Origin of the sequence: Lactococcus allomyrinae, from assembly GCF_003627095.1 — a bacterium.
GTDB lineage: Bacteria > Bacillota > Bacilli > Lactobacillales > Streptococcaceae > Lactococcus > Lactococcus allomyrinae.
In genome coordinates, this window is the sequence record NZ_CP032627.1 from 407,345 (window position 1) to 432,709 (window position 25,365).

Consider the following 25,365-nt stretch of genomic DNA (forward strand, 5'->3'; position numbering starts at 1 on the left):
ATCGTCAAAAACAGGGAGTAATCATATGTCAAAGAAAAAACCGGAACTAGACAGTAACCGTCTAGTTATATCAAGTGTCAATCCACAGTCTCCAATTTCGGAGCAATATCGTACTATTCGTACAAATATCGAATTCATGATGGTTGATAATAATCTTCGGACACTATTGGTCACATCAGCAGAAGCAAGCGCAGGGAAGTCTACTCTTATTGCAAATTTAGCGGTAGTTTTTGCTCAACAAGGGAAAAAAGCCTTGTTGATTGATGCAGACCTACGTAAACCGACAACCCATCTCACATTTAGAGTGGATAACAAAATAGGTCTGACGAATGTTCTAACCAGACAAGCATCATTGGACACAGCACTGCAAGGAACGCGAATTGCAAAGAATCTGGCCATTCTTACCTCTGGTCCTATACCACCTAATCCCTCAGAATTATTGAGTTCTCAGATAATGAAAGATTTGATTGCCACGGCTAGTCGTAACTTTGATGTTGTTCTGGTAGATGCACCACCAGTGGTCAGTGTTACGGATGCACAAATACTCAGTCGTATTATTGATGGAGTTGTTGTTGCAGCATGTGCGAATCAAACTAAAAAAGAAGAATTATCTAGGGCTAAGAGGTTGCTTGAGCATGTTCAAGCCAATGTACTTGGATGTGTGCTTACTCAATACGAGTCAGAAGATGCTGCCTATTATTACTATGGAGTATAGAAAATTAAGGAATCTTTATGATTGATTTACATTGTCATGTTTTACCTAATGTCGATGATGGTGCGAAAACAGTAGAAGATACCCTGAAAATGCTTCAGGCTGCAGTTGCAGAAGGAATTACAGTTATTACAGCAACACCACATCACAATCCTGAATATAATAATGAGCGTCAAACTATCTTAGAGAAAGTAAAAGAGATTGAGAAAATTATTACAAAAAATAATCTCCCTATTCAACTTCTTGCTGGTCAAGAAGTTCGAATTTATGGTGATTTAGTCGCGGATTATAATGCGGGAAAACTTGTTACATCAGCGGATAACACACGATATATGCTCGTTGAATTCCCAAGCAATCATGTTCCTAAATATGCCGAGCATCTTTTTTATGATATGGCATTACAAGGTTTACAACCTATTCTAGTGCATCCTGAAAGAAATTCGGGAATAATAAATAATCCAGAATTACTTTATAATTTTGTAAATCAAGGTGTGCTATCGCAAGTCACAGCTTCAAGTATCACGGGTCATTTTGGTAAAAAAATTCAGAAGTTAACTTTCCAAATGATTGAGAATAATCTTACGCATTTTGTAGCATCTGATGCACACAATATAACTTCAAGAGCATTCAAGATGAAAGAAGCTTTTGAGATTATTAAAAGTAAGTATGGACAATCTGTCGCGGATGAATATAAGATAAATGCTGGTCAAGTGATTGAGGATAAAGTTATTTATCCTGCTGTTCCTTCTAAAATAAAAAATAAAAGGTTTTTAGGATTGTTTTAGACTATGTCATTACAACAAATAAGGAGAAAAAATTGGAGTTAAACATTCATCACAGACCTCCTGATGAATATTCAAAGGATTTGCTTGTTAAAGATTTAATAGCCTTCAGGCCTTTTACGTATCGTGAGCTGTTTTTTAAGCGAATCATAGATATCGTAGGTGGTATGGTTGGTAGTTTTCTCTTTTTAATTGTGGCAGTCATTCTATTTATGCCTTATCTTTTATCTAATGAAAAAGATAAGGGCCCGATGATATATAGGCAAAAAAGATATGGATATCATGGTGAAGTCTTTTATATTTTAAAATTTCGAACAATGATAATGAATGCTGAGGAGTATCTGGATATTCACCCAGAAATCAATAAACTTTATCATGAAAATGGAAACAAATTAGAGCGTGATCCGAGAGTCACAAAAATTGGAGCATTTATTAGAAACAAGTCCATTGATGAGCTTCCGCAATTTATAAATGTTTTAAAAGGAGATATGAGTTTAGTAGGTCCAAGACCGATTCTCCTTTTTGAGGCGGATGAGTATGGAGAAAGACTTCCCTATCTCCTTGCCTGTAAACCAGGAATTACGGGCTATTGGACAACACATGGTCGGAGTAAAATTCTTTTTCCAGAACGAGCAGACTTAGAACTCCACTATTTGAAGATTCATGGTTTTCGAATAGATTTATCTATAATCTTAATGACAATTTATCAGGCAATTCATGGAGCAGATGCCTATTGAGTTCAATCAAGGCTCATCGGAAGAAAATATGAATAAAAAAAATTTAGTAATTATCATACAGTCAGAAATAGCTGGTGCGAGTAAATATGTACGTGATTTAGTAGAGAACTTAGACGAGGCGATTTTTCAAATCAATCTTATATATAATCCTAAATTTGCTGATTCTGCATTTATTAAAAGTATTTTTTTAAATAAACATGTTGTATATATTCCGATAGAAGAAATGACTAGAGAAATTAATTTAAAAAAAGATGTATTAGCTTTTCGTAAAATTAATCAGTGGATGAGGGAAAATAAGCCTGATATCGTTTATTGTTTGTCTTCAAAGGCAGGAGTTCTTGGGCGTTTAGCGGCTAAAAGAAATAAAATTAATAGAGTTTATTACAACCCGTTGGCTTATTCGTTCATGTCAAAGGGTGAATTTTCCAAAAAACAAAAGTATCTATTCATTACAATAGAAAAATTCCTGAGTCGGTATGCAACGACAAAAACAATTGTAGAATCAGAAGGAGAAAAAGAAGCGGCAATCAGTGTTGGACTAGATAGGGAAGATAAGTTTTTAATTATTAAAAATGCAATGAAAGATATGTCACTTCCAGATAAAGAAAAAATCCGACAGAAAGAAAACTTCCCGATAAATGCTTATATTATTGGGACTATTAGTAGATTATCAGAACAAAAAAATCCCATTTTATTTATGGACATAGCAGTAAAGTTATTAAAAAAATATCCAGATATACATTTTGTTTGGATTGGAGATGGACCACTAGAAGGTGAAGTTAAAAATTATGCTAAGCGCTTAGGAATTGACTCTTATATTTCGTTTTTAGGTTATCGAGATGATTCTGCCATACTTGCGGCAGCTTTTGATGCTTATATGTCAACTTCATTGTATGAAGGATTACCTTATTCATTAATGGAATCAATAAGAGTTGGTGTACCATTGTTTGTCAGTAATGTGATTGGTAACAATGAAGTAGTCTTACCTAATAAAAATGGACATCTTTTCGAGTTGGAGAGCCCAAATATTGAGGAAGACTTTTCGAAATTTAAAGCATGGCAACAAAAAAATTCTGATGAAAACATTAGACAAACATTTCTTGACAATTTTTCAATGGATAAATTTATTGAAAAAACAACGCAAGAACTATTAAAATGAAAGAAATAAAAAATGAGTAATCCTCTAATAAGTGTTATTATTCCTTGTTATAATATAGCTGATTATGTGATGGAGTGTGTTCTCTCGGTTATAAACCAAACATACAAAAATATTGAGATAATATTGGTTGATGATGGAAGTACTGATGATACATTAAAAAATTTAGAAGTTCTTAAAGCATTGGATAATCGTATTAGAATTCTTCAAAAAGAAAATGGTGGATTGAGCGATGCACGTAATGAGGGAATAAAATTTTCAACGGGTGATTATATCACTTTGATTGATGGGGATGATTCGGTAAGTGAAAATTATGTTAAACATTTATATCAAGGAATTTTAAAAGGTGCAGACATTTCTTGTGTCTCTTGGTACCTAACATATGAAAATGAGAAAATCGATTTCAAAGAGATTAGTTCCGCAAAGGATGATATTATCATCTTGTCAAAACGCGAGGGATTAAAACAGGTGTTTAATCAAGGAAATTTTGAAACAACTGCCTGTGCAAAGCTTTATCCACGGATATATTTTAATAAAATTAAATTTCCTAAAGGACTTTCTTTTGAAGATTTGGCAACAGTTCCTCTGTTATTGGAACAAGCTAATAAAATCTCATTTTGTAATGTCAGAGATTATTATTATTATCAGCGAGATAATAGTTTATTACATGAAGACTTTAATCAAAGAAAGATGGATGTATTAATCGTTGGAGAGAGATTAATTTCGGAATTTCTACCTAAAAATTTTGAAATTCAGAGTATTTTTTATGGGAGGATTTTTGCTGCTTATTCAACAATCTATAGACAAATACCTGATAAAACAGATAAGTATCAAGAAGAAAGAGAAAGACTATGGAATGGAATGAAAAATGTCCGAAAAAAATTAAAAATTTTTGAAATTGAGAATAGTAAAGTAAAGCTTGGAGTCATTTCCTCTTATTTTGGTCAGCCAGTTTTTCGATATATTTTTAATATCTATAGTCAAAGAATTGTAAAAAGGAATTGATAAATGTTTATTTATTTTCTAATTTTTCCTATTATAGGATTAATTTATTTGGCTTTTCATAATCCGATAATCAAAAATAGAAAGTTATTTTTGATATGTTCTTTTTCTTTTTTAGCGGTTATTGCAAGCCTGAGGGCAAACACAGTAGGATCAGATGTAGCTAATTATCAAAATATCTTCGAAAGCACAATCAATGGGTACACCCCCGATACTAGATACCCTGTCTATGTTACTTATTCACACATTGTAGGGCTTGTTTCACAAAATCCCTATGCTATTACTATAGCAAATTCTCTGGTAATTTGTTCTTTAATTGGTATTTTTATCTATAGAAGTGGTGTTCACAGCTTATATTCCACCTTTTTATTTGTTGGTATGTATTTTTATGGAGATAGCTTGAATGGTGCTCGGCAATATATTGCTGTGGGATTAATTGCGAATGCTTTCCTGTTTATTTTAAATAAAAAGTGGATGCAGTATATTTTGCTTACAGTCCTTGCTATAGGTATCCATTCTACAGCAATTTTAAGTTTAATTTTTATTCCTATTGTTGTAGTCAAATGGACAAGAAAAAATATTTTTATGTTCTTTGTAATTATTATTGTTATTTCTCTTTTATATAATAGAATAATAAGCTTATTTTATATAATCTTTCCTCAGTATAGCATATATTCAAATCAGCAATTTCTAAGTACAATTCCTACGCAAGGCACGGGGATGATTGTTATTTATTATCTATTTTTATTATGCTTATTTTTGGTTTTTTTATATGTAATCAATTCTTACAATCTCCAATTAACAAGTGTTGAGATAAAAATTATTTTATCATATTCAATAAGTTTGTTGTTATCAATAATCTTTTTTAAAAATGTACTTATAATTCGTATGTTATGGTATTTCTCAATACTAGGGATTATCTGTTTCCCGATAATTATAGATAAAGTGAGTGCTCTTTTTAAAAAAAACAAGCAGGCGAGAGTTGTCATATTTTCTCTATTCTTTGTTATTATTTTCTTTGCCTATGTTATTCAACTCAAAAAAGGAATTGATGAAATCGTTCCTTATATAACATGGTTATAAACGAATGAGGTAAAATTTGTTAAAAATACTAAAAAAAATATTAAAAAAATTTATTCCAATAAGAGTTCGGATTTATATCAAATCGTTAAAATATAATGCTAGATACGATAAATATCGTTATGATGGAAAGAAAATTTTTCTCTTTGGTACACCTCATTCGGGTAACTTGGGAGACCAAGCGATAGTTATAGCTGAACTTGAATTTTTAAAGAAGCATTTTCCAAAGTATAGAGTGTTTGAAGTACCTGTTCCAATAATTTCAAGAAGTATAAAATATATAAAAAGGATAGTTGATTCGGAAGATTTAATAATGCTTCATGGTGGTGGTAGTGTAGGTGATTTATATTTGGATGCTGAGATTGGTACAAGGGCAGTTTTAAGTAATTTTCCAAATAAAAAGATAGTTTTTTTCCCGCAATCCGCTACATTTACTAGTACTAATCAATCCTTCAAAGAGTTGAAAAGTTCACAGGATGTTTACGATAGAGCTGGAAAAAATTTGATAATAACAGCTAGAGAGAGTAAAAGTAAAGAAAAATTTGAACAAATTTTTTCTAAAAATACAGTTATTTTGGTACCTGATATAGTATTTAGTCTTCATAGTGAGCTACACAATAAAAGAAAAAATATCCTGTTTTGTATGAGAAAAGATTCAGAGAAGGTGTTAACATACGCTGACGAAAGTACCTTGATTAAAAGTTTGTCTCAGAAATACAAGAATGTGTATATTTCTGATACTACAATTTCTGAAATTGTGACAAGAAAGACACGTGTGGAAATAGTAAATGAAAAATGGGATGAGTTTCGTAATGCTCGAATAGTAATTACAGATCGTTTGCATGGAATGATCTTTTCAGTTATAACAGGCACTCCATGTGTTGTGTTTGATAATTATAACTCTAAAATAAGAATGACTTATAAAGACTGGTTGAAAGACTATAAAAACATTAGATTTATTGATGAAAGCTTTGATAGTAACGAGATAATGAAGGCTGTAGAGGAAGTAATTGATCAAGAAATTCTCCCAATTAAATTTGAAAATAAATATCTTCCCCTTGTAAATGCGATAAAAGAAGCGGAGATGCAAAATAAAAATGATTCATTCGAGTAAAATATTTATTACTGGAGGAGCAGGGTTTATTGGTTCTTCTTTGGCAAACGTTCTTTTAAAATACAATAATAAGGTAATTGTTGTTGATGATTTATCAATGGGAAGGTTTGAAAATTTAATTCCATCTACTAATCTTATAACAATTAAAGGTTCTGTGACTGATAAAGAGCTAATGACTAAAATTTTAAAAGAATATAAATTTGATTATATTTTTCATTTAGCCGCTGTTGCTTCTGTTGCTGCATCTATTGCTAAACCATTAGAAACACATGAGGTTAATTTTGACAGTACATTGATACTATTAGAATATTTAGTAAAACACCCTAAAAATTTAAAGAGGTTGGTATTTTCTTCTTCCGCAGCGGTGTATGGTAATGAAAAAAGGCTACCTAAAAGAGAAGGGTCTCCTATTCTCCCATTAACTCCATATGCAATTGATAAATTTTCATCTGAACGATGGATTACAATTTATAATACTCTATATGGAATTCCAACAAGTTGTACGAGATTTTTTAATGTATACGGTCCAAAGCAAAACCCAAATTCTCCATACTCTGGTTTTATTTCTATACTTGTGGATAGATTGAAAAATTTGACAGAATTGAATATTTTTGGAGATGGGGAACAGGCAAGAGATTTTGTCTATATTGAAGACGTTATCCAAGCATTAATATTAATTGCTACATCTGAGGAGTCTCTAGGAGAAGTGTACAATGTTGGGACTGGTAGTCAAAGTACCTTAAACGAATTAATTGAATTATCGCAAGTATTAACCCAAAAAAACATAAAAGTAAATTATTTAGAAAATCGTGAGGGAGATATTAGACATTCTGTGAGTGATATTTCTAAATTAAAAGCTATTGGTTATCAACCAAAATTTGATATAAATCAGGGAATGAAAAAGTACTTCGACTATGAATTCAAATGAAATCAGATATAGTGGGCATAATCATAGGATAAAAAAATGAAGACAATATTTTCAAAATTATTGGGTAATACTGCAATTTTTGCTATTGGTAATGGAGCAACATTAATTGTATCCTTTTTCATGGTACCTGTTTATACTCATATTTTATCAACCTCATCATTTGGTATATCTGATTTAATAAATACAACAGTTAATATGCTTTTACCAGTTGTATCCCTTAATATTTTTGCAGCAGTATTTCGTTGGACGCTGGATGAAGAAACCAATGAGTTAGAAATATTCTCTAACGGTCTATTTATAACGGGAATTGGTGCTTTTACATCAATTATCATAGGTTTAGTCTTAATATTATTTCATGTAAAATACACTTGGGCAATTGGAATTAACTTGGGTGGGGTCGTTCTTCTTAATCATTTTCAGAACTTTGCTCGTGGAACGGATAGAATAAAACTCTATGCATTGTCTGGAGTAGTTAGTTCGGTCGTTAATGTCTTATCCAATGTCGTTTTAATGATAGTTTTTAAGTTTGGTTTAACAGGTTACCTTATTTCTTTAATTCTCTCAAATTATATTGCGGTTTTATTTTTAATAGTTTTTGGTAAACTTTATCACTATTGGAGCAGAGCGTTAATCTCCAAAAATGTTATTCGCAAAATGCTTAGATTTAGTTTACCTATGATTCCCAATGCTTTTACTTGGTGGATGACAAACGATGCTAGTAGATTGATTATTTTGATGTTTGTTGGACCTGCTGGTAATGGACTTTTTGCAATTGCGAATAAAATCCCGTCTATGATTACTACTGTATTTAATCTTTTCCAAAATGCATGGCAGATTTCTGCTGTGGAAACATCTAAAGAAAAAAATGTATCAAGGATTTATTCTATTACATTTAATGTTGTTTTGGGCTTCCTTGTTTTTGGGTCAACAATTATTGTCAGTATGATAAAATTGTTTATGCGCTATTACGTTGCGCCAGATTTCTTTATAGCTTGGGAATTTGTTCCTATTCTACTGTTAACAGTAACGTTTTCTAACGCATCAGCTTTTCTTGGCACAACATATCTTGTAGCTATGAAGACAAAAGGATTGTTTACTACAACTATTTGGGGGACTATTATAAATTTAAGTTTGAGTTTTATCTTGATTCCTTTATTTGGGGTACATGGTGCGGCAATATCTGGGGCTTTAGGTTTTTTAGTAGTGAGTGTGATGCGGCTTAAACAAACTGCCAGATGGATTAGAATTAGGATAAAATGGGGACTTCAACTGGTGTTAATTGTTGGATACAGCGCGATGACTGTAATTGAATATATAAGTGCTAATGCAATAATATTAAAAATTTTCGTTTTGATTATAATGGCTGGATTTTTAATAGTTTATTTGAAGAGTGTTAGAAAATTTAATTTTAATAAGTAGTTTGAGGTTGTTATGGGAAATTATAGAAAGCATAAAAAGAGTAAATATAAACACATCCGGATAATAGGAATAGTAATTCTTTTCGGAGCTATTGCATTTGGCATATATTCACTGAGTGAAAAAACTTTCACTAATAAAAAACTATCAGCACTACATATTGCACAAACAAACAACTCTCCTAAAAAAACAAATGAAGTGAATGGCTATATAAGTTCAGATTCGCCAAAAGCTGTATCTGGAAGTATGCAAATAGTAGCAAACAGTGGTGTCCCTCAGTGGGTTAAAGTTCCTTCAAATGAACAGTTAAACAGATTTACAGATATGTCAAAAGATGGTCTTACAATTTATCGGATAAATAACCCTGAAGTTCTAAAGACAGTTACGACGTTGAAAACACCAAGACGTTCGATGACTGATATAGAAAAAGAATATCCTAATACATTGATAATGAATGCCTCGGCTTTCAATATGACGACAGGTCAGATAGTTGGTTTTCAAATTAATAATGGTTTTCTACTAAATGACTGGGCGGTTGGGAACTATTTGCAATATGCTTTTGTCATTAATAAAAATGGTTCATGTAAAATATATGATTCGACGACACCTGCAAGTACAATCATTAAAAATGGTGCAGCACAAAGTTATGATTTTGGTACGGCACTTATTCGTGATGGAAAGACTGTTCCTAGTGATGGTAGTGTAAATTGGGAAATTCATGCTTTTATTGCCAATGACAAATCTAATAATCTTTATGTGATTTTGAGTGATACAAATGCTGGTTATGATAATATCATGAAAGGTGTTGCTTCTCTACATTTAGAGAATATGCTTCTTCTTGATAGTGGGGGTTCTAGTCAGCTTTCTGTAAAAGGTAAAACAATTGTAGCTAGTCAAGACAATCGTGCTGTTCCAGATTATATTGTGATGAAATAATTGTATATTGTTTTGTTTCATTAGAAAAAAATGAGAGAATAGTATTATAAAAATCGAATGGAGTCTTGATTTGGTACTATTTTGCATTAGTAGCATCGTTGTTCTTAGCATTTTGGTTTTATTATTAAACCGAGGAGCGAATAATAATATTAATCGCAATGCTGAAGATTTAGAGGAGATGAGGATTTTATCTGAAATGAGTAAGGAGGTAAATAAAAAATCATGAGTACTACTCATGATTTTTTATTTACTGTTGGAGAGAAGTAAGAAAGAGGTTTTTGACAGTTGTTAATTCATTGTTTGTTATGATTTCATTACCATCTTGCTTAGTGGTATGAAGGTTAAGCTTACTTGTCGTTAATAGTGCCTTATTGTAGTGGATTAATATTTCTTTAAATTCGTTGAAAGAAATATTGGTTTTTACAGTGTCACTAAAAGAGTAAAGAATATTACGATAGTAGTTAAAGTTAGAAAGATTTTTGGCTTTGGTTAACTTTTGAATATTGCCATAAAGTGCCATTGAAACGTTTTGGATACGTGTGATAAGGGCTTGTTGGTCGTTTTTGTCAACGAGAGAAAGATAAGCCTGAACTTCTTTAGTGGTATTAAGATGAAGAGTACCTCGGTTAAACTGGTAACCTTCTGATACAAATGCAGTAGGATTTTGAAGAGTAATCCCTCCGGTTGCTTCAACTATTTCTCCTATTTTGTCGATGTCTATTTGTACGATTTTATTAATAGGAAGTGATAAACTTTTGTGAATATCGTTGAGGACAGCATTTTTGCCTCCCTTGGCATAGCTATCAGCAATTGTTATTTGATTGGGTAGGGTAGCTGTAACTGGGAAATTTAAAAATGTAGTTTGTTTGGTTTGGGCATTAGTGGCGACTAGAACTGCTGCAAAACAGGAATTTTCTCCATTTACCGTATTGGTTTCTATAATCAATGTCGTAAAAGGTTTAGATTTTGAAAAATTGATAGGTGTAGTAGCTGAACTTTTAGCGTATGAGCTAGAAAAGGTAGACTCAATATTCTTGTAAATACCAAAAGCGGCTGCACCTATAATTAAGATAAGTGTAATAATGACACTCAAAATTATCTTGAGTGCTAAGTGTTTTTTTCTTCTATGGTGTCGGTGATGACTTTTTGATTTATGTGCCATTCTCTGCCTCTTACGTTAATAATATGATAACATTATACTATATTGCATTGAATATGGAAAGCTTTTACGGGTTAGGATTAGGATTAGGATTAGGATAGTATAACTTAATTGCGACACTAATATTTATAGATTATGAATGTTTAGAACAAGATAAATAAAGATTTAGGAAGAAATTTGTAGTAACAATGACTTCAAACTATTTGTCGTGTGATGGGGTATGATATAATTAATCCATGGAAAAATTTTACAAAGTAGGAACAATCGTAAATACACAGGGACTTCAAGGGGAAGTGCGTGTGATACCATCAACAGACTTTGCTGAGGAACGCTTTTCTAAGGGAGCGGTCTTGGCACTTTTTGATGATAAGGACAATTATATACAGGATTTAAAAGTTAAATCAGGTCGTTCTCAAAAGAATTTTTATATTGTTAAGTTTGAAGGCTTTTATCATATTAATGAGGTAGAAAAATTTAAAGGGAGTGTTCTTAAGGTTTCAGAAGAACATCAGTCTTCTCTTGATGATGGTGAGTTTTATTATCACGAGATTATTGGAAGTGATGTTTATGAAAACGGGGTGCTTATTGGGCAAATCTCAGAAATTTTGCAGCCGGGAGCAAATGATGTTTGGGTGGTAAAACGTAAAGGAAAGCGAGATTTACTCTTACCATATATTCCTTCAGTCGTTTTGAATATTGATGTAGCTCATCATCATGTGGATGTTGAAGTAATGGAAGGTTTGGACGATTAGTAGGGAATAAAATGAGAATTGATATTTTAAGCATTTTTCCAGAAATGTTTGCACCACTGAATCAGTCTATCGTAGGAAAAGCGCAAGAAAAAAATATTGTGGACTTTCATACGCACGATTTTCGTGAGAATGCGGCAAATAAGCAAAGACATGTTGATGATATGCCTTATGGCGGTGGTCAAGGCATGTTGCTTATGCTACAGCCGATTTTTGATACAATTGAGCAAATTCCAGTTTCTCAAGAAAAAGTGCCGCGTGTGATTTTGATGGATCCTGCGGGTAAACGATTTAATCAAAACATGGCTGAGGAGCTGTCTCAAGAGGAGCAACTTATTTTTATTTGTGGACATTATGAGGGTTATGATGAACGGATTAAGACGTTAGTGACGGATGAGGTTTCACTAGGAGATTTTGTGCTAACAGGTGGAGAAGTAGCTGCTACGGTGATGATTGATGCAATTGTTCGTTTAATTCCTGGTGTTCTTGGGAAACAAGCAAGTCATGAGGATGATTCTTTTTCAAGTGGTTTATTAGAGTATCCACAATATACAAGACCAGAAGAGTTTAGAGGAATGAAAGTACCATCAGTGTTGATGAGCGGTCATCATGAAAATATTCGAAAGTGGCGTTTAACTGAAAGTTTGAAAAAAACATTAGAACGTCGTCCAGATTTGCTTGAACACTATGAAGCGAATGAAGAAGAAACGAAAATTTTGAAATCTTTACGCGAAAATGGTAAAGATGTGGTAAAATAAGAGAGTACTGAAAAATTTCATTGATGCGGTTTCATAGGTTAAATTTACTTTAGATTTGACTGTGAAATCGGAAAATTTTACCGTGAGTTTTGGTAGAAATGATTTGATTTTAAAGTGATTACTTCATCAGTAGGAGATTCTTTTTCTCCTACTGATGTTAGTAGAACGAAAGCAAAGTTTAGTGCTGCTTATCCCTCCACCTGAAGAGGTGGGGGATTTAGCACGCACTTGCTTGGTTAAAATGGAAAAAATGGAGTGACTTTAAAAATGACTTTAACTATTGAGCGCGAACAAGAGTTCGTTAATCAATTTCATTATGATGCGCGTAATTATGAATGGGAAAAAGAAAACGGAACGCCTGAAACAAATTTGAATGTTCAATTTCAATTGGTTCCTGTTGAACAGCTTGAAAAAGCAAATGAGGGCGACACCGCAATTCATGCTGTGTTGACCTATCTTATTGCGTTAGACAATATTGTACTTTCTGGATTTGTTAGTCAGCTTAACTATGTGAGAAATCGTGTGATTGCTGAACAGGAAGAACTTGAACAAGAAGAGCTGGGGCAACTTGCAGCACCATTGTTTGATTTGCTTAAACGTTTGGTCTATGAGACAACGGAAGTCGCCTTGGATCAACCAGGGATTAATTTGGAGTTCTAATTAAGAAATTATTATATTTTTATGAAATTAGCTGTTATTACTGACTCCTCAGCAGACTATGCTGAGAAATATAAAACTTATGAGAATCTTTTTGTTTTAGATATCCCTATATCAATTGATGGGGTGGACTATGACTTGAAGAAGATTTCTCATGAAGAATGGTTTGACTTGATGGAAAAAGCGCAGGATGTGCCAAAAACGGCGCAGCCTAGTGTTGCTGAACTTGAAGTTCTTTTGAAAAATTTGGAAAAGCAAGGCTATACTCATATCTTAGGTCTTTTTTTGCCCGCGGCTATCTCTGGTTTTTATCAAAATGCTTTCTATTTACAAAATGAATTTGAACAGATGGAAGTGAAGTTTCCAGAAACATTTATTACCTCTAGTCCTTTAGGATATATGGTGGAAACTGTTCTTGATTTGTATGAATCAGGGGCTTTATTTGACGAAATCATATCAAAATTTGACAAACAGCGTGATGGAGACCGAGCTTATATGCTCGTAGATGATTTGAACTGGTTGGCTAAAGGTGGACGTTTGTCCAATGGAGCCGCTGTTTTAGGGACTTTGTTAAACATCAAACCTGTGTTGACTTTTAGTCAAGAGGGTAAAGTTGAGGTTTTTGAAAAGGTTCGTACAGTAAAAAAATCAATGAATCGAATCAAAGAGTTATTGCTTCAAGAGGCGGAAAGTCGCTCCGCTTACAAAGTGTATGTTATTCATGCTCGTGCAGAGGAGAGGGCACAAGAACTATACGATTATGCGCTGGAGCAAGGTTATGATGATGTTGAGATTGTAACTTTTGGTCCTGTAATTGCGACACATTTGGGACTTAATACTGTGGCTTACGCTATTTCACCGAAAAAATAAAAGCACGTCTTTGCGTGCTTTTCTGTAAATGTGAATGTTCAGAAAAGTCAAAATTGTGCTAGTTCATCTTTGATTTTTATTAACTGAACTATTGGACGGACTGCTAGATAGGAAAGGGTTTTCTTGGAACGAAAACTTTAACGATATGAGGAGAAGGAAATGAGTAAAATTAAAGTAATTATTGCGGGATTTAAAGGACGTATGGGCTCTACTGCTGTAAATATGGTATTGGAACAAACTGATTTTGATTTGGTGGGCTTGCTTGACCCTTTTACGACGAAAATAGAAGCTTTTGGGGCGCCAGTTTTTAATGTAAAAGAGGATTTAAAAGGCTTGGCGGCAGATGTTTGGATTGACTTCACTCAGCCATCCGTTGCTTTTGAAAATACAAAATTTGCACTTGAACATGGCTTTCGACCAGTTATTGGTACAACAGGCTTTACAGAAGAGCAGATTGCAGAATTAACTGAGATTTCATGTCTGAAAAAGTTGGGTGGATTGATTGCGCCTAACTTCGCATTGGGAGCTGTGTTGCTTATGCAATTTTCTAAATCTGCTGCAAAGTATTTTCCAGATGTTGAGATTATTGAGCTTCATCATGATAAGAAAAAGGATGCACCGTCAGGAACAGCTGTGAAAACTGCGGAATTGATTGCTGAAAATCGTAAGAGCCATAAGCAAGGAGCACCAGATGAACTAGAAACTTTAGCGGGCGCGCGTGGTGCAGATGTTGATGGAATGAGGATTCATTCGGTGCGTTTGCCAGGGCTTGTCGCACATCAAGAAGTGATTTTTGGGTCAGTAGGTGAAGGATTAACTTTGCGACATGACAGCTATGATCGTGTGAGCTTTATGACAGGGGTTGCACTTGCTGTGCGTGAAGTGATGGAAGTCAATGAGTTGAAGTATGGTTTGGAGCATTTCTTGGATTTATGATGTTCTTGATAGGATAGAAAAATTGAGGAGTTTTATGAAAAATTTAGAAATCAGGCAACTAGAGCCAACGGATTTAGAGGTTTTTCTGCGCTATACTGCTGACTGGAAAACAGATACAAGTCTGTTCAAGATTGATGAGACAAGTATTTATAATGAAATTTCTAAGGGAAATTTCGCTGATTGGCAGAAACAAATTCGTCGTGAGGAGATAGAAGTTCGCAACCCTGATTGGTCAACTTGTACGAAGTATTTTGCTTTTGTAGGTGGTGAAATTGCAGGAGTTTGTTCTTGTCGTTGGCAGATTGAAAAGGGTATTTTACTGGAGTGGGGCGGACATATTGGTTATGGTGTGGCACCGAGCTTTCGTGGCGCACATTTAGCTGCTCAAATGGTAACTTTTGCACTTGAAAAATATCGGGAGCGAGGCATTTTTTCTGTAATGATTTCTGCTGATAAAGATAATGTTGCAAGCCGTAAGACTATTGAACAGTGTGGTGGTGTGCTTGAAAATATTGTTGATATAGATGGCAATAAAGTTTGTCGTTATTGGATTGATTTGAGATAAATATGAGTTTGTCAGTAAACCTTTTTTATATTTAGAACATTGTGTTGAGATTATCGGACGATCTTTAGAGCAAGTGGGAAGAACGTGGCGAATTCCACGTTTTTTTGATAAAATGAAGGAATGAAATTAGAAAAAATGCCGTCAGAGTTTGTTAGAGCGCTGCCGGTTTTGCAAAAAATACAAGCGCATGGTTTTGAGGCTTATTTTGTAGGTGGAAGTGTGCGTGATGTGCTTTTGGGACGTGATATTCATGATGTTGATATTGCGACGAGCGCTTATCCCGAAGAAGTCAAGATGATTTTTCCGCATACGATTGATATCGGAATTGAGCATGGTACGGTATTGGTGCTTGCAGGTAAGGACTTGCGTGATGACACGGAGCATTATGAAATTACGACTTTCAGGACGGAGAGTAAATATACAGATTTTAGGCGACCTGATTCTGTGGACTTTGTGCGTGATTTGCGTGAGGATTTAAAGCGGCGTGATTTTACGATTAATGCATTTGCTTGTAATGCTGACGGTGAAATCATTGATTTGTTTGATGGTTTGTGTGACTTGCATGAGCGCCGTTTACGTGCGGTAGGCAGTGCGTTTGAGCGTTTCAATGAAGATGCTCTACGAATCATGCGCGCGATGCGTTTTGCGGCAACACTTGAGTTTGAAATTGAACCTGAAACTTTTATTGCAATGAAAAATCATGCGTCATTACTGACAAAAATTTCGGTGGAAAGAATTTTTATCGAATTGGATAAGTTGTTGAATGCTGAGGGATGGCGCAATGGAATGTTGCTACTTGCACAGTCGGATGCTTGGAAATATTTACCTGAATTTGAGTTGTCAGCACTGACAAAACTGACACAGGAGCTGTCAGTAGATTTTAGCTTTAAATGTTCAGAGCAAGCATGGGCAGCGCTTTTGGTTAGATTTGATAAGGTTGATGTCAAGAAATTTTTGCGCCAATGGAAAGTTTCTAATGAATTTATCACGGCTGTCAGCAGTCTGACAGAGGCTTATAAGCTGTCAGCATGGGATTTACCGAGCCTCTATCGTTTTGGCTTAGAAAAGTGTCAAATGATTGATGACTTGAAAGCAGGAGAAGGCAAAGCTGTTGATTTTTCTGAAGCGATCAAAATTAACAATGCTTTACAGATTCATGATAAATCGGAAATTGTAGTGACAGGCAGCACTTTGATGAGGGAATGTAATCTGGAAGCTGGGCCGCTACTTGGTAAAATCTTGAAAACAATTGAAGAAAAGATTGTCAAAAATGAGTTAAAAAATGACAAAGCCAGCATTATGAACTTTGTCACAGAAAACTTTGCTTATTAATTTATTGAGTTTATTATCGCTAATCCTGCTTCAGGATAGTTGAGGAGAATAAAATGAATATTCATCAAAACGGCAGTCCGTTGTTACTCATTCCAATGTTAATCATCGTGTTTGTCGTCAATTTTGTCGCTTCACGCTTCATGCATTACGAGTGCCCACAGTGTCAGGCGCATTTTCAGACCTCGATGACAGATGATATGTTCAAGCCACATTATTTTGGCGAAAGAGAAGAAACTTGCCCAGACTGTGGCTATGCAGGATTGATGCGCAGACATTCAGGTAAAAATTAATCTTGAGTCTGCTCATTGGATTCATTGCGCCATTGATTGTGCGAATGAGTAAATGACATGAGTAAAAAAAGTTAAATTAGAATGATAGGAGTTTATAATGAAAATTCAAGACAGAAAAAAAGGTTCATGTACGACAATCTTAGTCGGGAAAAAGGCATCACTTGACGGCTCAACACTCATCGCCCGCAACGATGACGGACATGAAGCACTTGACCCGCAACGCTTTGTTGTTGTTCATCCTGACGACCAACCACGCCACTATAAAGCAGTGCTTTCAGGACTTGAACTTGATTTACCTGAAAATCCATTGCGCTACACTTCAACACCGAACGCTGTCCTCAAAGACGGGATTTGGCCTGCTGCAGGCATTAATAGCGCCAATGTCGCCATGTCTGCGACCGAAACGATTACGACCAATCCACGCATTCTTGGGCTTGACCCTTATGTTGAAAATGGGATGGGCGAGGAAGACTTGGTTACACTAGTCTTGCCTTATATCACTTCAGCGCGTGCAGGTGTAGAACGCCTTGGCGACTTGCTCACGATTTATGGCACTTATGAGCCAAACGGTATTGCTTTTGCCGATAATGATGAGGTGTGGTGGCTCGAAACGATTGGTGGACATCACTGGGCAGCAGTGCGTATTCCTGATGATAGCTACGTTGTCGCACCTAATCGCATGAATATTGACGAGTTCAAGTTTGACAACGATGACTATCTCTGCTCACCAGACTTGAAAGCCTTGATTGATGAAAATCATCTGAATCCTGATGACTTTGGCGGTTACACGACACACTACAATCTGCGTCATATTTTTGGTTCAAGCTCAATTAAAGACAGCGTTTATAACAATCCGCGGACTTGGTATGGGCAAAACTTTTTAGGTGAAAAATCTGATGACCCACAAAATCATGACCTCCCTTTCATTTGCGAAGCAACTCGAAAAATCTCTGTTGAAGATGTGAAATTCGTTCTGAGTAGTCATTTTGAAAACACGCCTTACGATGTTTATAGCACAACCAACACAGCAGCTGAGCGCAAACTTTTCCGTCCGATTGGCATTAACCGAAATCATAGCGTGCATATCCTTCAAGTCAGAAATCATGTCCCTGCTGAACTTGCAGGCGTTCAGTGGCTGGCTTTTGGTGCGAATACCTTCAATCATGTCGTGCCTTTCTATACGAATATTGACGATACACCTGCTTGCTACCGTGATGCCAAGGCCGAATACGACCCAACCAATATGTACTGGCTCTCCGCGACAACGGCGGTGCTTGGCGATAGTAACTATGACCTTTTTGTCGATTTGCGTGACACTTATGCGCTCAACACGATGGCGAAATTCCATGAAGTCCAAAACGAAACTGACCGCAAGCTCCCAGACACCGACATCACTGCCTATCTCACAAAAGCGAACGAACAGCTCGCCAAAGTTGCCCTCGAGGCTCAAACCGAACTCCTCGGGCGCATGGTGGTGCTTGGGTCTGCTAATATGAAGTTGCGATTTGATTTTAATGATTAAATGATAATATAATGAGAATGAAAACATAGATGATATGCGGTGAAACGCATATCATTTTTTTTTTTTAGATTTTCATTATAATTATATTAGAAACTAATTAGAGCAAAGGGAGAAATTAATGACAAACAAGAAGACAACGAACATCAGACTTGATAATCTTATCAAAGACCAACACCTGACTATTGGAGTTACTTCCAACGCAGATACGACGGCGAAAATCATTATCCACGATGGTAAACGAGAGTATGCTCGTTTCAGAAAATCAAAGAAAGAAACGACCGATCTTGGCTTGCGTACAGCGATATATGAGGGAGAAGGGAATCTTGAAATCACAGTAGAGATTGATTATCATGAAATTGCTCATGGGAATATTACTATAAATCCACCGAAGTATTTTGAGGTCAAGGGCTCTGATGGGAAAATCAAAAGGATTTATAAGATTAAAGTTGAAGACTGGCAAGATAAAGATTTTGATGATTACATCATTACGATTTTATCTGAGGACATTTGCAAGAAAAATTGCTGCCATTGTTCTAAACAAACTTGTAAATCAGTTAGTAATCACAACCTGGATGGAAAGATTGACAAATGGGTTGAGGAGAACATCTCAGTATTTTATGATATCAATGAAGGCTGGTTTGAGACAAAAGTCCCATTCATTGACGACAGAATAAATGATAAAATCAATGAATATGATGAGAAACTAGATGACAGAATAAATGCAAAAATCAATGAATATGATGAGAAACTAGACGACAGAATAAATGCTCTAATCAATCAATATGATGAAAACTTAGACAATAGAGTTAAAGATTTACTACAACAAGAGCTGTGCTCTACCCTTAAAGAAATCATTTCAGAACAACTTGAACAAGATTTTAAAGAATTGATGGATAAGCATTACAGTAAGAGATTACATGGAAAATATCCAGACCCGATGAAATATCCCGGCGATTACATTGATTGGGCGAGCTTAGAAACGGGACTTTTCGTAGGAGATGGGGGAGTCAATTACAGATGGAAAGAGCCACTCATTCGCCAAGATGCGGCTGTCTTATTTTATAAGCTCCATCATATGGATAGGCAAGAACCAAAAGAATTCGAATCACTCAAGTATCCAGATAGATTTACAAGCTGGGCAGAAAATGTAGAATTATTTTCTGGAGACGAATCAGGCAAATTTAATTGGAAGTGCAAATTAATGCGTAAAGATGCAGCAGTCATATTTTACAAATATTATCATCAATACAACATACCTCCGATCCCTATGGGAGGAGAAAAATATCCGATGACCTTTACAGATTGGGCAGAAAATATAGGATTATTTTCAGGCGATAGACAAGATAATGGGGAGATAAACTATAATTGGGAAGAACCATTAATTCGTCAAGACGCAGCAGTTTTAATCTGTAAACTTGCAAAATTGATGAAATTAACAATCAAGAAAATCTACTAAGGAGAAAATATGCAAAAAAGAAAAATCATCTCAGCGCTCATGCTCAGTACTATCGTCCTAAGTCAGGCTGCGCCTGTCTGGGCGACGGTGCAAGATGAGCTGAATGCACCGAAGACAGAACTCGTTGAAGAAACTCCTAAACCTGAAGATGAAAATCATGCTGAAGCACCGCCAACAGATGAAAAAGTTGAAACAGAGGAAATCGAGGAAAACACAGAACCACAAGAAACACCTGAAACCTTAGAGAGAATAGCTGACGCGAACCTTACTCGCATAACCGAGACAACCTTTACGACAGATAATACCGAGACAAGCGAGACAATCATGCCACTTGAAAGTGAAATTGAGGGAACATGGGGCGATGTAAGTTATAGTTTTAATACTGATAATGGGGAACTCACTATTTCTGGAGGTAGTTTGCCTGCAAGTAATATATACAACAACTTCGGTACTCTTTCACCAGATTTTCATCGAACCGATATAAAGTCGATAGTTTTTGACGGAAAAGTTACAGCAAATGCAAATTCTTCCTATTTGTTTTATTACTTGCCCAATTTGACTAACATTGAAGGTTTGGAAGACAACTTTGATACTAGCAATGTAACAAATATGACAAGTATGTTTGACTATGCCAGAAACCTAACCGCATTGGATTTGAGTGATTGGAACACGAGCAATGTAACAGATATGCATAGTATGTTTCAATATGCCACCAGACTAACCGCCCTGGATTTGAGTGATTGGAACACGAGCAATGTAACAGATATGCATAGTATGTTTGACTATGCCATCAGCCTGACCAAATTGAATATGAGTGGTTGGGACACGGGCAGTGTAACAGATATGCATAGTATGTTTTACTATGCCAGAAACCTGACCGCATTGGATTTGAGTGATTGGGACACGAGCAATGTAACAGATATGGGATTTATGTTTTACAATACCCACAGTCTGACTGCATTGGATTTGAAGAATTTTGACACGTCTGAAGTCCAAAATATGCAGAATATGTTTTCTGGTGCAAGAAGTCTAACTGAGTTAGATTTGAGTAAATTTGATACTAGTCAAGTAACAGATATGTCTAATATGTTTTCTGGAACCAGCAGTTTGACGAAGTTAGATTTAAGTAGTTTTGATACGGGTGCTGTCATATCTAATACGAATATGCTCCATGATACATATAGCCTTAACACAATCAAACTTGGAGCGAACACAAATATTTCTGGGACATCTCTTCCAACTAGCATTTCTACTAGATTAGATTATTGGGAACTTCAAGAATCTGAGACATTGCGCTCGTTGACATCTTCTGAACTCATGGAAGCTTCTGCAGAATCTGACAATGTAACAGGAACTTGGATTCGCCCGAAGTTTCCACAGACTATCAGGGTAAATAGTTTTGAGGTCAGCGCGACGGCGACCACATTGATGGTATCAGAGGTTGAAACGAGTGAAGAACTCGACGAGGGCTTCAAACTAGAATATGGCATTACAACGGATTCTTCTGGCGATGGGATAGTCTGGCAAGATGAGCCTGAATTTACTAAGTTAAAAACGAATACTCAATATTATGTCTATGTCCGTGTGGCTGAAAATCAAAATCATTCTGCAGGGGAGAGTTTGGAAAATATTGCTAATACAGCAAAAGGTGTAACGGCTGAGGAGACGGAGCTTGTCTATGCTGGACGCACGCAAGATGTGGCAGAAATGTTTGACTTTGCGGACGGTTTGACGCTTGCGGATTATGAATTGCGCTTGCTTTCTGACGATGGAGAACTTGAGGGTTCTTCGTTGAAATTTGAGACGGTTGGAACGTTTGAAATTGGGGCTTATGCCAAGCACAATGATGAGCTTGAAGCGACTTTGATACTGACGATTACGCCGCGTCCCGTAACGTTTACAGGTACTGTGAGTTTGACAAGACCATTTGATGGGACGGATTTCTTTGGCGTGGTTGATGGTTTGACAAATTATACTTTTACAGCTGAAAACTTAGATTCATTTGAAAATGTGGTCGAAGGCGATAATTTGAGATTATATGCAAATGCTACTGTATCAGGCAAAAATGCTGCTGGAAGCAATGCCAGTTCTGATTGGAGCCATTTGATTTTTGATGAAAATCAAGAATGGGCATCTTATATGCTGATTGATGAGCAAACAGATATGGGAGCAGAAAACTATATCTTGCAAGAAGAACCTGTATTTCGTACGATGATTACGCAAGCAACACGTGATGACCAATTCGAACTCAACTTGGAGGTGGAAAGTTTCAGTCACAATCATGTTACTTTGACTCACACGCTAGATAATTTTGGATTGATACAGCAGTTCATGACACCAATAAACTTTATGAGTCTGACTCGTGCGGAAGTTGATGATACACCAAGGGTAGAGTATGCTTATAGTGCAACAAACTCAATAACTGATGTAACCTGGCAGACTAGCCCAACATTCACTGGTCTGCAACCGAACACAACCTATCATTTCTTTGCCCGTGTCGCTGAAACCAATAATTTTCTCGCAACTGCGCATGAAGTTTTATCCCTTCGCACCAGTGCTCTAGGGAATGTGACGGTTCCTAAAGAGATAGAGGACGGCAATGGTGAGAGTGGTAATGAACAGAACTTTACTACAGGTGCTGAAAATGTGGCGGATCCTAAAAATTTACCAAGTACAGGCGATGTACTAGAGCCACTCTTTGGATTTTTGGGTACAGGTGTGCTTGTAGGACTTTTAACTTGGCTCAGACAAAGGAAAAATTGAGGTGATTACTTCATCAGTAGGGGGATTCTTTATCCCCTACTGATGTTAGGGCACAACCTCACATCAAAGATATGAGGTCACCCTGTCCCTGAAGTCTAAAGTCTAAGCGCTAAGACCCTAGGGCAGTAGAACGAAAGCAAAGCTTAGTGTTACATATCTCTCGCTTAAAAGGTGGGGGATTTAGCAGGCACTTGCTTGGTTAAAAGCTTGGGTTTCCAAGCTTTTTTGCATCTCATTTGCTAAAAAAGTTAAAAGTGATAAAATGAAGTCAGGGAAAGAAGGTGGGTATGAATTCAAGAAAGCTAAAAAAAGTTAAAAAACATCGAGGGCGAAAGATTGTTGTTACGCTCTTGTCTATCATCGTGGTGTTGGCATTGATTGCTTTTGGTGCTATCATGCTAGAGCGTCATGTGATTGCAAGCAAGACGGAGTCGATAATTTCAAAAATCGTACCGAATACGTCAAGTTTAGACGAGGCAGCAGGAAAGATTGCCTCTGCGAGCCCTAGTGGCATTGCCAATAAACTGAATGAAAATGCGGATGCTATCGTGAGTCAGTCGCAAGGTCTGATTGATTCTGCTAAGGCTACGAGTACTAACTCAGGGGTGACCTATACTGTTCAATCTTCAAAACTTAATGCTGCTGCGGTAAACACATTGCTCACAACGAATGGAGACCAAGCGCAGACGATTGCAGATAAAGTATTAGATGCGATGAGTCAGTCAGGTGTTGAGCATCCCAAACTCAAACTCCAATTGACAAATGCCAGTGGAGAAACAGTGAAAACTCTAACTTATGATAAATAGTCAACAGATAATCTGTTGATTTTTTCTTGCAAAATTCACTGATAAAGAGTAGAATGTTTTATAAAATTAAAATATTTTCAGAATATTATAAAAGGGAGTTTTGCTATGAATTTAATTGAAGAAGTACGTCCTGGGGCGAATCGTTATGTTTCTGGAGTTGGAGTGTTGAAAGATTTGCCTGAGTATCTAGGGGATTTTGAGAAGGTTGCGATAGTCACTGGGGAGCAGTCTTATCAGGTGTTTTTAGACTTTTATCAGGGAGAATTTACTTTTCCTGTTTTTCGTTATGATGGTACGGCTTCCACAGTAAATGGAAGTGCACTTGCGGATAAAATTGGTAAAGCAGATGTGATTTTGGCAATTGGTGGTGGTCGTGTGATTGACACAGCAAAAGTTGTGGCGCGTGAGCTTGGGTGTGATCTAGTGGTGGTGCCGACTTTGATTTCAAATTGTGCGCCTTATACACCTGTTGCAGCACTGTACCACAGCAATCATACGTTTGATAAAGTCGATTATTTTGCACGAGGGGCATATTTGACTTTGGTTGACTGGGAGTTTTTACTTGCAACGCCACGAGAATACTTGGTGGCAGGGATTGGCGATACAGTCGCTAAATGGTATGAAATGGAAGGAATAGTGCGTCATGTGGCGCCTGAAGACTTGACAGCTTCTGTACGGCTTGGTTTTGCAAGTGCTAAGACTATTTTCAAGATTTTGTTTGAGGATTCGGCGGAAGCTTTGCAAGCTCTGGAAAATCAAGAGGTTACATCTGCTTTTGGGAGGATTGCGGATACGATTATCGAGCTTTCTGGAACTGTCGGTGGTTTTGCGGGTTCTTATGGTCGGATGTCGGGGGCGCACGCTTTGCATAATGGCTTATCACTTTTACCTGAAACACATACGATTTTGCACGGCTCAAAGGTGGCTTATGGTGTTTTGGTGCAACTCGCATATACAGGAGATTTAGCTGAGGTTGAAAAATTATTACCTTTCTATGCGGCAAGCGATTTGCCTACACGACTGGCAGAGTTAAATATTACAGATTTTGACCGTCAGAAACTTTTGAGTGTGGCAGAGTTTGCTGCAAGTAGCAAGGAGTCCTATGTGCTGATTGATTCAGAGGTGACGGATGAGAAAGTGCTGGATGCGATTGAGAAGTTGGAGCAGTTTGTTGCTAAAGTGGTCTAGCATTTGTATTAATTTGTTGTAAAAGGGGAATTATCGTGTCAAACGATAAAATAAGTATAAACTTGGATTCAAAACAACAGTCTGTTGAAAAATTTGATATAATATTCGTATATAAGTGATTCTGGCTCATTGGAGTGTTGTTTTGCACGATGGAAAATGAGCGGAGTTTCTAATTCTAAATTCTATAATATTTTAGAATTCAAGCAGTAATTGTACTCGTTCATCTCTAAACGATTTTGTTGCTTAGTAGTTGAACTGCAGATATACTGCCTTTTGCTCTTGCAAGCTTTGCTTGCTAAGCAAACGGATAGCGTGGTGAGCAAAACGAACGAAGACCGTTCGTAGAACGGCGCACAAAGTGCGTGCTTTGTGATGGTTGAGAAAAGCGATGTTTTTCTCATCCACAGCCTTGTTGCACTGCATTAAGCGCAAGAAGTGGTTTGCCTATAAG

24 protein-coding genes are annotated in these 25,365 nt (G+C 36.2%); 23 read left to right on the forward strand and 1 reads right to left on the reverse strand.

The window, feature by feature from the left end; all coding sequences use genetic code 11:
* The first annotated feature begins 25 nt into the window (after window positions 1-25).
* From D7I46_RS02055 to D7I46_RS02100, 10 genes are read left to right on the forward strand one after another with little or no spacing between them, the layout of a single operon-like run.
* On the forward strand, window positions 26-715 hold the full coding sequence (locus D7I46_RS02055; protein ID WP_120771365.1) for a CpsD/CapB family tyrosine-protein kinase: 690 nt from the start codon (window positions 26-28) through the stop codon (window positions 713-715).
* A 17-nt stretch (window positions 716-732) separates the two neighbouring features.
* Window positions 733-1,497 carry a tyrosine-protein phosphatase gene (locus tag D7I46_RS02060; protein WP_120771366.1) on the forward strand — a complete coding sequence of 255 codons (765 nt, stop codon included), beginning with the start codon at window positions 733-735 and terminating at the stop codon, window positions 1,495-1,497.
* A 32-nt stretch (window positions 1,498-1,529) separates the two neighbouring features.
* Window positions 1,530-2,231 (forward strand): sugar transferase, encoded by a 702-nt coding sequence (locus D7I46_RS02065; RefSeq protein ID WP_240424469.1) that lies wholly within the window; start codon window positions 1,530-1,532, stop codon window positions 2,229-2,231.
* A gap of 28 nt (window positions 2,232-2,259) precedes the next feature.
* The gene (locus tag D7I46_RS02070; RefSeq protein WP_162930816.1) at window positions 2,260-3,390 is read left to right on the forward strand and encodes a glycosyltransferase; all 1,131 of its coding nucleotides are present in this window, start codon (window positions 2,260-2,262) and stop codon (window positions 3,388-3,390) included.
* A 12-nt stretch (window positions 3,391-3,402) separates the two neighbouring features.
* Window positions 3,403-4,392 carry a glycosyltransferase family 2 protein gene (locus tag D7I46_RS02075; protein WP_120771368.1) on the forward strand — a complete coding sequence of 330 codons (990 nt, stop codon included), beginning with the start codon at window positions 3,403-3,405 and terminating at the stop codon, window positions 4,390-4,392.
* 3 nt (window positions 4,393-4,395) lie between these two features.
* Window positions 4,396-5,472: an EpsG family protein gene (locus D7I46_RS02080; RefSeq protein WP_120771369.1), complete on the forward strand. Its 1,077-nt coding sequence runs from the start codon at window positions 4,396-4,398 to the stop codon at window positions 5,470-5,472.
* A 16-nt stretch (window positions 5,473-5,488) separates the two neighbouring features.
* Window positions 5,489-6,583 (forward strand): polysaccharide pyruvyl transferase family protein, encoded by a 1,095-nt coding sequence (locus tag D7I46_RS02085; protein WP_120771370.1) that lies wholly within the window; start codon window positions 5,489-5,491, stop codon window positions 6,581-6,583.
* Window positions 6,567-7,511: an NAD-dependent epimerase/dehydratase family protein gene (locus D7I46_RS02090; protein ID WP_120771371.1), complete on the forward strand. Its 945-nt coding sequence runs from the start codon at window positions 6,567-6,569 to the stop codon at window positions 7,509-7,511. The genes D7I46_RS02085 and D7I46_RS02090 overlap by 17 nt, the downstream gene beginning before the upstream one ends.
* Before the next feature lie 36 nt (window positions 7,512-7,547).
* Complete coding sequence (locus tag D7I46_RS02095) at window positions 7,548-8,930, forward strand: lipopolysaccharide biosynthesis protein (RefSeq protein WP_120771372.1); 1,383 nt, start codon at window positions 7,548-7,550, stop codon at window positions 8,928-8,930.
* Window positions 8,931-8,942: 12 nt separating this feature from the next.
* Entirely contained in the window at window positions 8,943-9,863 is a 921-nt protein-coding gene (locus tag D7I46_RS02100; RefSeq protein ID WP_120771373.1) for a phosphodiester glycosidase family protein, read from the forward strand.
* Between the two features lie 247 nt (window positions 9,864-10,110).
* Here the strand turns inward: D7I46_RS02100 and D7I46_RS02105 are convergent, their stop codons facing one another.
* Window positions 10,111-11,025 (reverse strand): LCP family glycopolymer transferase, encoded by a 915-nt coding sequence (locus D7I46_RS02105; RefSeq protein ID WP_120771374.1) that lies wholly within the window; start codon window positions 11,023-11,025, stop codon window positions 10,111-10,113.
* A gap of 233 nt (window positions 11,026-11,258) precedes the next feature.
* Between D7I46_RS02105 and rimM the strand changes: the two genes are divergently transcribed.
* From rimM to D7I46_RS02170, 13 genes are all read left to right on the forward strand, one after another.
* Window positions 11,259-11,774: a ribosome maturation factor RimM gene (gene rimM, locus D7I46_RS02110; RefSeq protein WP_120771375.1), complete on the forward strand. Its 516-nt coding sequence runs from the start codon at window positions 11,259-11,261 to the stop codon at window positions 11,772-11,774.
* Between the two features lie 11 nt (window positions 11,775-11,785).
* Complete coding sequence (gene trmD, locus D7I46_RS02115; RefSeq protein WP_120771376.1) at window positions 11,786-12,529, forward strand: tRNA (guanosine(37)-N1)-methyltransferase TrmD; 744 nt, start codon at window positions 11,786-11,788, stop codon at window positions 12,527-12,529.
* A 267-nt stretch (window positions 12,530-12,796) separates the two neighbouring features.
* Window positions 12,797-13,189 carry a DUF1149 family protein gene (locus D7I46_RS02120; protein WP_120773262.1) on the forward strand — a complete coding sequence of 131 codons (393 nt, stop codon included), beginning with the start codon at window positions 12,797-12,799 and terminating at the stop codon, window positions 13,187-13,189.
* A 21-nt stretch (window positions 13,190-13,210) separates the two neighbouring features.
* Window positions 13,211-14,056 (forward strand): DegV family protein, encoded by an 846-nt coding sequence (locus D7I46_RS02125; protein WP_120771377.1) that lies wholly within the window; start codon window positions 13,211-13,213, stop codon window positions 14,054-14,056.
* Window positions 14,057-14,215: 159 nt separating this feature from the next.
* Window positions 14,216-14,992, forward strand: a complete 777-nt coding sequence (gene dapB, locus D7I46_RS02130) for a 4-hydroxy-tetrahydrodipicolinate reductase (RefSeq protein ID WP_120771378.1) — start codon at window positions 14,216-14,218, stop codon at window positions 14,990-14,992.
* Window positions 14,993-15,026: 34 nt separating this feature from the next.
* On the forward strand, window positions 15,027-15,557 hold the full coding sequence (locus D7I46_RS02135; protein WP_120773263.1) for a GNAT family N-acetyltransferase: 531 nt from the start codon (window positions 15,027-15,029) through the stop codon (window positions 15,555-15,557).
* A gap of 120 nt (window positions 15,558-15,677) precedes the next feature.
* Complete coding sequence (locus tag D7I46_RS02140; RefSeq protein ID WP_120771379.1) at window positions 15,678-16,889, forward strand: CCA tRNA nucleotidyltransferase; 1,212 nt, start codon at window positions 15,678-15,680, stop codon at window positions 16,887-16,889.
* A gap of 53 nt (window positions 16,890-16,942) precedes the next feature.
* Window positions 16,943-17,179, forward strand: a complete 237-nt coding sequence (locus D7I46_RS02145) for a hypothetical protein (RefSeq protein WP_120771380.1) — start codon at window positions 16,943-16,945, stop codon at window positions 17,177-17,179.
* A 97-nt stretch (window positions 17,180-17,276) separates the two neighbouring features.
* On the forward strand, window positions 17,277-18,701 hold the full coding sequence (locus tag D7I46_RS02150; protein WP_120771381.1) for a C69 family dipeptidase: 1,425 nt from the start codon (window positions 17,277-17,279) through the stop codon (window positions 18,699-18,701).
* Window positions 18,702-18,819: 118 nt separating this feature from the next.
* Window positions 18,820-20,157: a hypothetical protein gene (locus tag D7I46_RS02155; protein ID WP_120771382.1), complete on the forward strand. Its 1,338-nt coding sequence runs from the start codon at window positions 18,820-18,822 to the stop codon at window positions 20,155-20,157.
* A gap of 9 nt (window positions 20,158-20,166) precedes the next feature.
* A complete protein-coding gene (locus D7I46_RS02160) occupies window positions 20,167-22,920 on the forward strand; it encodes a BspA family leucine-rich repeat surface protein (protein ID WP_120771383.1) in 2,754 nt (917 codons plus the stop codon).
* 287 nt (window positions 22,921-23,207) lie between these two features.
* On the forward strand, window positions 23,208-23,726 hold the full coding sequence (locus D7I46_RS02165; protein ID WP_120771384.1) for a hypothetical protein: 519 nt from the start codon (window positions 23,208-23,210) through the stop codon (window positions 23,724-23,726).
* 105 nt (window positions 23,727-23,831) lie between these two features.
* A complete protein-coding gene (locus D7I46_RS02170; RefSeq protein ID WP_120771385.1) occupies window positions 23,832-24,914 on the forward strand; it encodes an iron-containing alcohol dehydrogenase family protein in 1,083 nt (360 codons plus the stop codon).
* Window positions 24,915-25,365: the final 451 nt, after the last annotated feature.